Source organism: Pseudomonas morbosilactucae (genome assembly GCF_023241665.1).
GTDB classification, from domain to species: domain Bacteria; phylum Pseudomonadota; class Gammaproteobacteria; order Pseudomonadales; family Pseudomonadaceae; genus Aquipseudomonas; species Aquipseudomonas morbosilactucae.
The window spans coordinates 44,231-50,921 of sequence record NZ_JALQCX010000020.1 but is presented as its reverse complement, the minus strand read 5'-3'; the positions used below and the strand labels follow the sequence as shown (position 1 = coordinate 50,921).

At 64.0% G+C, this 6,691-nt stretch carries 7 protein-coding genes and 1 pseudogene; 4 read left to right on the top strand and 4 right to left on the bottom strand.

What is annotated here, in order from left to right:
• Positions 1-87: 87 nt before the first annotated feature.
• The 4 genes from M1B35_RS12685 to M1B35_RS12670 form a co-directional block, all read right to left on the bottom strand.
• Positions 88-621, bottom strand: coding sequence for a hypothetical protein (locus tag M1B35_RS12685; protein ID WP_268262081.1), 534 nt, complete (start codon positions 619-621; stop codon positions 88-90).
• Between the two features lie 53 nt (positions 622-674).
• Complete coding sequence (locus M1B35_RS12680) at positions 675-1,565, bottom strand: bestrophin family protein (RefSeq protein WP_123335616.1); 891 nt, start codon at positions 1,563-1,565, stop codon at positions 675-677.
• 109 nt (positions 1,566-1,674) lie between these two features.
• Entirely contained in the window at positions 1,675-3,078 is a 1,404-nt protein-coding gene (locus M1B35_RS12675) for a sensor histidine kinase (RefSeq protein ID WP_268262080.1), read from the bottom strand.
• Positions 3,075-3,737: a response regulator gene (locus M1B35_RS12670; protein ID WP_268262079.1), complete on the bottom strand. Its 663-nt coding sequence runs from the start codon at positions 3,735-3,737 to the stop codon at positions 3,075-3,077. Before M1B35_RS12670 ends, M1B35_RS12675 begins: the two co-directional genes overlap by 4 nt.
• A 170-nt stretch (positions 3,738-3,907) precedes the next feature.
• Between M1B35_RS12670 and M1B35_RS12665 the strand changes: the two genes are divergently transcribed.
• The 4 genes and pseudogenes from M1B35_RS12665 (at position 3,908) to M1B35_RS12650 (ending at position 6,688) form a co-directional block, all read left to right on the top strand.
• Positions 3,908-4,174, top strand: coding sequence for a PepSY domain-containing protein (locus M1B35_RS12665; RefSeq protein ID WP_268262078.1), 267 nt, complete (start codon positions 3,908-3,910; stop codon positions 4,172-4,174).
• Positions 4,174-4,718 (top strand): annotated as a pseudogene (locus M1B35_RS12660) (cytochrome b/b6 domain-containing protein). Before M1B35_RS12665 ends, M1B35_RS12660 begins: the two are co-directional and overlap by 1 nt.
• A 45-nt stretch (positions 4,719-4,763) precedes the next feature.
• Positions 4,764-6,059 carry a sialidase family protein gene (locus M1B35_RS12655; protein WP_268262077.1) on the top strand — a complete coding sequence of 432 codons (1,296 nt, stop codon included), beginning with the start codon at positions 4,764-4,766 and terminating at the stop codon, positions 6,057-6,059.
• Complete coding sequence (locus tag M1B35_RS12650) at positions 6,059-6,688, top strand: hypothetical protein (RefSeq protein ID WP_268262076.1); 630 nt, start codon at positions 6,059-6,061, stop codon at positions 6,686-6,688. Before M1B35_RS12655 ends, M1B35_RS12650 begins: the two co-directional genes overlap by 1 nt.
• Positions 6,689-6,691 lie beyond the last annotated feature (3 nt).

Genomic DNA, 6,691 nt, shown 5'->3' with positions numbered 1-6,691 from the left:
GGTGTGTGATGGTCGGCAGGGTAGCAAAACACAGCACCCCGCCCCGTAGGAGCTGGCTTGCCAGCGATAGCGTCCGCAAGACCCCCCTCAGGGCATGGCATACCGCAGCGTTATCGGCGGTGCATCGGCCAAGCGTCGCCCGGACTTTGCCATCAAGTAACCGACGATTTCCTGGGGCGTCAGCTCGACGTCCAACAGGTCGGGGTCGTTGAACCAGTCGTCCGGCCAGAAGATCAGGTCCGATGCCTCGGCGTTGGCAAAGTTGATCTCCAGCAGCTTCAAAGCGTAGTGGACATCCGAATCATCGCCCTCGCTGTGGCTGACAAAACGGGCCAGGGCGCAGGCTTCTTCGAAGCTCAAGTCGTCGACGTATCGCTCGTGATGGAAGGTCGAGCGGATAAAGTCCTCGGCGTTGGTATGGCTGTGCAAATCGCGAAACTCATCAAACTCGAAAGGCCGGCCGACGAGGCTGTTCCACTGCTCGATCAGCGTGCTGATGGCGGCGTTTTCCTGTTCGTGGTTGAGCTCGATTTGTTCTTCCAGCGTGCGCAGCAGGATGCTCATGGCGTCCCACTGCGACGGGGTAGGTTTCAGCGGTTGCAGCCGTTCCGGAAGGGCCATGGATTTTCCTGTTCTGTAAGCGTGATAAGCACCTCGGCTGCCTGCGTCGGGCGTTAGCCAATCCGATCGCCACCCAGTGCATCGCGCTGCATCGACTGCAGGTTTTTCTCGATGGTTTCGCAGATGGTTTCCATCTGGATCTGGTGTTCGCTGGCGCGAAACGGGCTTTGCAGGTCGGTGCCGATGCGTTCGATGGCCAGCAGCATAAAGCCCACCACGGTGGATGCAAGGGGTGTGAACCAGCCCAGGGACTCCACCAGGCCCACGGGCACGATCAGGCAGAACAAGGTGATGAACAGCCGCGGGAAATACACGTAAGGGTAGGGCAGCGGCGTGTTGGCGATCCGCTCCATGCCGCCCTGGCTATTGGACAGTTCCACCAGGGTCGATTCCAGCCGCGCCAGACGAATGCTGTCCAGGCGCCCGGCCTTGTATTCCTTGGCCAAGAGGGCGGCGGAGCCATTGATGATGTCGTTGGCAAAGTTGTTGGTGCTGGGGTGGCGATCGAACTCTTCGGCGGGAATGAACGCCTGGACCTCGGCCGGGCAAGGCTCGCCCTTGAGGTGCGCGGCCAGGCAATTCACATAGGCCACATGGCGCCGCAACAGGGTGGATTTCACCGGGTTGACCTCGCTGCCCGGATCGTCCAGCAGGGTCAGCACTTGCCGAGCGAAGCTGCGGGAGTTGTTGACCATCGCCCCCCACAAGGTTCGCGCTTCCCACCAGCGGTTGTAGGCGCTGCTGTTGCGAAAGCTGATCAGCACCACCAGCGCCGAACCCAGCAGGGTCAGGGGCATCAGCGGCAGGTTGATCTTGGCGTTGAGAAACAGCATGAAATCCACGGTGACCGCCACATCCCAGATCAGCAGCCAGAACAGGGACCAGCCCACGTAACCCAGGGTCTTGATGATCAGGCGGTATTTTTTGACGATGGCAGCTTTCAAACGGGAACCTCGCGGCGAGCAGTAAGCATCAATGCCCTAGCTCGGACGCCGGTTGACGGTGAAAGGTTCGCCGCCACCGGCAATCAATGATCCCGAGGCCTGAAACGTTTCAGGCTGGCGCCGGTAGCGGATGCAACACGGGCCGGGTGCTGGCCTGCAACAACAACTGCGCGCACAGGCCACCTTGCGCCCGGTTGTGCAGTTCCAGGCGGCTGCCGATCTTGCCAGCGATCATCTCGACGATGGCCAGGCCCAGCCCGGCGCCATTCGCATTGCCCTGGCTGTAGAAGCGCTCGAACAGCCGCGCGCGCTCCTGTTCGTTGATACCGGGCCCGGCATCCTCCACGCACAGGTGGATCGTCCCTGAAGGCTGCGGCCGGATGCGCACCCAGACTTCGCTGCCCGGCGGCGAGAAGTTCAGGGCGTTGGTCACCAGGTTTTGCAGGGCAATGGCCAGGGCCACCGGGTCGGTGTCGACCAGGCACGCCTCGTCGCCGTCCAGCACCAGCTCGACGTCTTTTTCCAGGGCCAGGGGTGTCAGCTCCGCCAGCTCTTCGCGCACCAGGGCGGTGAGTGACACGGTGCTGCGCTGGGGGTTGTTGAGCTGGGGCTCGATGCGCGCCATGGTCAGCAACTGGCTGCCAATGCGCGTGGCGCGGTCGACGCCGCTGACCAGGAAGTCCAGGGCTTCCCGGCGCTGTTCCGGGGTGCCGGCGCTCTGGGCGTTTTGCGCGTGGATACGCAGGATCGCCAAGGGTGTGCGCAGTTCATGGGCGGCATCGGCGATAAAGCGCCGCTCTCGCTCTAGCAGGCTGTCGATCTGTGCCAGCAACTGGTTCAAGGCGGTCTGCATGGGCTCCAGGTCCACCGGCAGCGGCTTGAGCTGCAAGGGTTGCAAGGTCGCGGTGTTGCGCCCGCGAATCGCCCGGGCCATGGCTCGCAGCGGCTTGAGCCCCCAGCCGATGGTCAGCCAGATCAACAGCGCCAGCAGCGGCACGCCGATCAGGGTCGGCCACAGGGTGTGGCGCATGATGCGTTGGATCAGGTCCTGGCGAATGTCGTCGCGCTCGCCGACCCAGATCAGTAGCCCCTGTTGCTCGTCGGCCAGGAGGAAGGCGCACCAGTCGTTGCCGTTCTCGACAATGTCGTGGGAGCCCAGGGTGGTGGGGGGCGCAGCCAGGGTCGGGGCCTCGGCGGAGCGCACCAGCAACTGGCCGTCGCGGCGCCACACCTGGAAGGTCAGGCGGGTTTCATAGGGATGGGCCACGCCGTCTTCGCCGACCCGGCTCATGGCCTGGTCAAAGGCCTGGTACAGCTTGTCCCAGTCGGCTTCGCCGGGGTCACGCTGGCGCAATACGCCTTGCAACAGGCGCGCGCTCTGCGCCAGTTGGGCGTCGTACACCTCTTCGATTTCATGGTGGCTGTCGCGCAGCACCAACCAGCTGATCAGCACATCCCCCAGCAGCACCAGGAGCAGCACCGGCAGCAGAATCCGCGCCCGTACCGAGTTCATGGCTTGAGCTCCACCACGTAGCCGACGCCGCGTACCGTGCGGATCAGCTCGGCGCAGAGTTTCTTGCGCAGGTTATGGATCAGCACTTCCAGGGTGTTGCTTTCGACCCGGTCCTGCCAGCCGTACAAAGCCTGGGACAGGCGTTCGCGGGTCACCACCTTGCCCGGGCGCGCCATCAACTGGTGCAGCAACTGGTACTCCATGGGCGTGACCACAATGTCCTGGCCCTGGTAGCTGACTTGTTGGGTGGCCGGGTCGAGGCTGACCCCGGCGTGCTCCAGCAACGGTTGGGCCCGGCCCTGGCTACGGCGCAGCAGGGCGCGGACCCGGGCCTTGAATTCCTCGACGTCGAACGGCTTGACCAGGTAATCGTCGGCCCCGGCGTCCAGCCCGGCGATGCGCTCGGCGGTGCCGTCGCGGGCGGTGAGAATCAGCACCGGCAAGTCGTGCTGTTCGGCACGCAATTGCTGCAACAGCTCCAGGCCGTCCAGGCGTGGCAAGCCCAGGTCCAGCAGCAACAGGTCGAAGTTTTCGCTGCGCAGGGCGTGCAGGGCGCTGAGGCCGTCCTCCAGCCAGTCCAGGGTATAGCCCTCGGCGCTCAAGGCCACGCGAATGCCTTGGCCCAGGGCACGATCATCTTCGACAAGGAGCAAGCGCATGGCGGGTTCTCGGTAGGGCAGCGGACGCTGGAACGGCGGCATGATGACGCCCGCCGTGGGGCTCGGGCAGTGCCTTGTGTCGGGAAAATGTAACCGTTCGTTGCCAACTAAGGTTGCCCTAAGCTTGGTTTTGCACAGTGGGATCTCCCTCATTCGACGAGAGTGTTTCCATGCGCAAAATTCTTCTGCTGTCCCTGGTCATCGCCAGCCCCCTGGCCGTCGCCGGCCCGCAATGCACCACCGCCGAACGCTCGCAATGGCAAGATCAGAAGGCCTTCCAGGAACAGCTCAAGGCCCAGGGCTACGAGATCAGCAAGTTCAAGGTCACCGACGGCAACTGCTACGAGATCTACGGCTTTGACAAAGACAAGCGCAAGGTCGAGATCTACCACGATCCGGTCACCGGCAAAGCCGTGAAGAGCGAGATCAAAGGCTGATGCCGACGCAATCCCTGCGCCTCTGGGACCCGGTGGTCAGGTTGTTTCACCTGTCCATCGCCGGGGTCTTCGTCGCCAACTACTTCTTCAATGAAGCCGGTGACGACTGGCACATCTGGCTCGGCTACTACGCCATGGCCTGGTTGCTGGTCCGCACGGTGTGGGGATTCATCGGCCCGCGCAGCGCACGCTGGGCGGACTTCTGGCCGACGCCAAGCCGGCTCAAGGCCCATGTGCGCTCGCTGCTGGCCGGCGCCCGGCGCACCGCCTGGGGCACTCGCCCCTCGGTGCGCTGGTGATGCTGCTGATGCTCTTGGCGTTGTTGATCATCGGCCTCAGCGGCTGGGCCATGGAGGAAGTGGATGCCCTGTGGGGCGCCGACTGGCCGCTGCTGGTGCATGAAACTACCGCCAATGTGCTGTTGGGCCTGGTGTGTCTGCACGTCTGCGCCGCGTTGTTCGAGAGCTTCCAGGTGCGCGACAACTTGCCGTTGTCGATGCTCACCGGTCGCCGTCGACGCCTGCCGGATGACGCTGCACCCTGATCGTTCTTTCCCTGATTCCCACCCTGCATCTGCAACGGGCTCCTTATGCGTGCGCTTCCTTCTCGCCTGATGTTTATCGGTTGTGCCTTGCTCCTGATGGCGGTGTTCCTGGCGGCCTGGCGCAGCCATCCGCCCCATGTCCTGGCGCCGTTTGCCCAGGTCGGCCCTGCCACCACAACCACGCCGTCCGAGGCCCGCCCGCAATACAGCAGCCGCTTTGTGTCTTCGGAGCTGAAGGATTTTGTCCACTCGTCCTCGGTCACTGCCTTGCCCGGCGGCGACCTGATGGCCGTGTGGTTCGCCGGCTCCCGAGAAGGCGCCGCCGACGTCCAGGTGCGCACCGCGCGCTTTGACGCCAAGAGCGGCGAGTGGGGCGCCGAACAGGTGCTGGCCACCCGGGAAAGCACCCGTTCCGGCACCCAGCGCTACATCCGCAAACTGGGCAACCCGGTGATCGCCCTGGCCCCGGACAACCGTCTGTGGATGTTCTATGTCTCGGTGTCGGTGGGCGGCTGGGCCACCAGCGCGATCAACGTGATGGTCTCCGACGACCTCGGGCAACACTGGGGCGCACCGCGGCAACTGATCACCTCGCCGTTCTTCAACATCAGCACCCTGGTGCGTGCCGCGCCGGTGTTCCATGCCGACGGCTCCATCGGCCTGCCGGTGTACCACGAGTTCATGGGCAAGTTCGCCGAGTACCTGTACCTCAGCGCTGACGGCCAGGTGATCGACAAATTCCGCATCAGCCGCGGCAAAAATTCCCTGCAGCCGACCATCGTGCCCCTGGACGAGCGTCGCGCCATCGCCATGCTGCGTTATGCCGGCGACAACCATCATCGGGTCCTGGCCAGCCGCACCGAAGACGCCGGGCAGACCTGGAGCGAGCCCTATCCGCTGGAGCCGTCCAACCCCAACTCGTCCCTGGCCGCCGTGGGCACTGCCGACAACGGCTTGCTGGTGGCCCTCAACGACCTGCAGGACGGGCGCTTCAAACTCAGCCTGTACGGCACCGATGCCGAGCTGAATGAATGGCGCAGCGTGGTGGAACTCGACCAGTCCCCCGATCCCCTGGGCCAGCCTTTTTCCCCCGAGGCCTACAAAGAGATCATCGGTGAAGGCTTCCGCGCGTCCAGCGGCGCCCGGCGCCTGCCCCTGGAGCAACGTTTCCTGAGCAACCTGGATTACCGGGTGTGCAAGCCCCAAGGCTGTGATTTCGAGTACGAGTACCCGTACTTCAGCCGCAGCCCGGACGGCATGTACCACTTGGTGTACTCGTGGAATAACACCTTTATCAAACATGTCAGCTTCAACGAGGCCTGGCTGGCGGAGCGCCTGTGATGATGTCCCTGTGGCAAGCCCACCTGAGTTTTATCCTCCTTGGCTTTGTGCTGCTCGGCAGCCTGCGGTTGACCGCGCCCTGGCGCCCCTGGCTGTTGCCGGTGCTGGCACTGGTGAGTTTTGTGCCCATTGCAGAACTGCCCCTGGCGGCATATGTGCGCAGCTTCACCGATGACTTGGCCATCAGCACCCTGGTGTTGCTGGGCTGGGTCGGCCTGCAACGCCTGGGCGTGCTGGCGCCGCTGCAACACCGGCAGCGGGCCCAGGTCCTGCTGCTGTTTGCACTGCTGACCCTGAGCCTGTACCCGGCGACCCTGGGCCTGACCTATTTCGATCCCTATCGCTGGGGCTTCAACCCGCGACCGATGATTGTGCTCATGGGCGCAGCGGCCTTGCTCATGCTCTGGCTGCGCAATGCCTTGGGCGTGTGGATGCTGGCGGCCGGCACCTTGGCCTTCTCCCTGCGGCTCAAGCCTTCGGAAAACTACTGGGACTACCTGATCGACCCGTTGCTGGCGGGCTATTGCCTGGTGGCCGGCTGCGGGCTGTTGCTGATGGCCGGCTGGAACAGGCTGCGGCCCAGGGGCGTGCCGAGCCCGCTGAAACCTACTTTGACCACACAGAGGTAAACC

What these genes read in the sequence shown, in the direction of transcription:
- M1B35_RS12670 (WP_268262079.1), bottom strand. Translation starts at nt 3,737, where the DNA reads ATGCGCTTGCTCCTTGTCGAAGATGATCGTGCCCTGGGCCAAGGCATT.
- M1B35_RS12665 (WP_268262078.1), top strand. Translation starts at nt 3,908, where the DNA reads ATGCGCAAAATTCTTCTGCTGTCCCTGGTCATCGCCAGCCCCCTGGCC.
- M1B35_RS12685 (WP_268262081.1), bottom strand. Translation starts at nt 621, where the DNA reads ATGGCCCTTCCGGAACGGCTGCAACCGCTGAAACCTACCCCGTCGCAG.
- M1B35_RS12675 (WP_268262080.1), bottom strand. Translation starts at nt 3,078, where the DNA reads ATGAACTCGGTACGGGCGCGGATTCTGCTGCCGGTGCTGCTCCTGGTG.
- M1B35_RS12655 (WP_268262077.1), top strand. Translation starts at nt 4,764, where the DNA reads ATGCGTGCGCTTCCTTCTCGCCTGATGTTTATCGGTTGTGCCTTGCTC.
- M1B35_RS12650 (WP_268262076.1), top strand. Translation starts at nt 6,059, where the DNA reads ATGATGTCCCTGTGGCAAGCCCACCTGAGTTTTATCCTCCTTGGCTTT.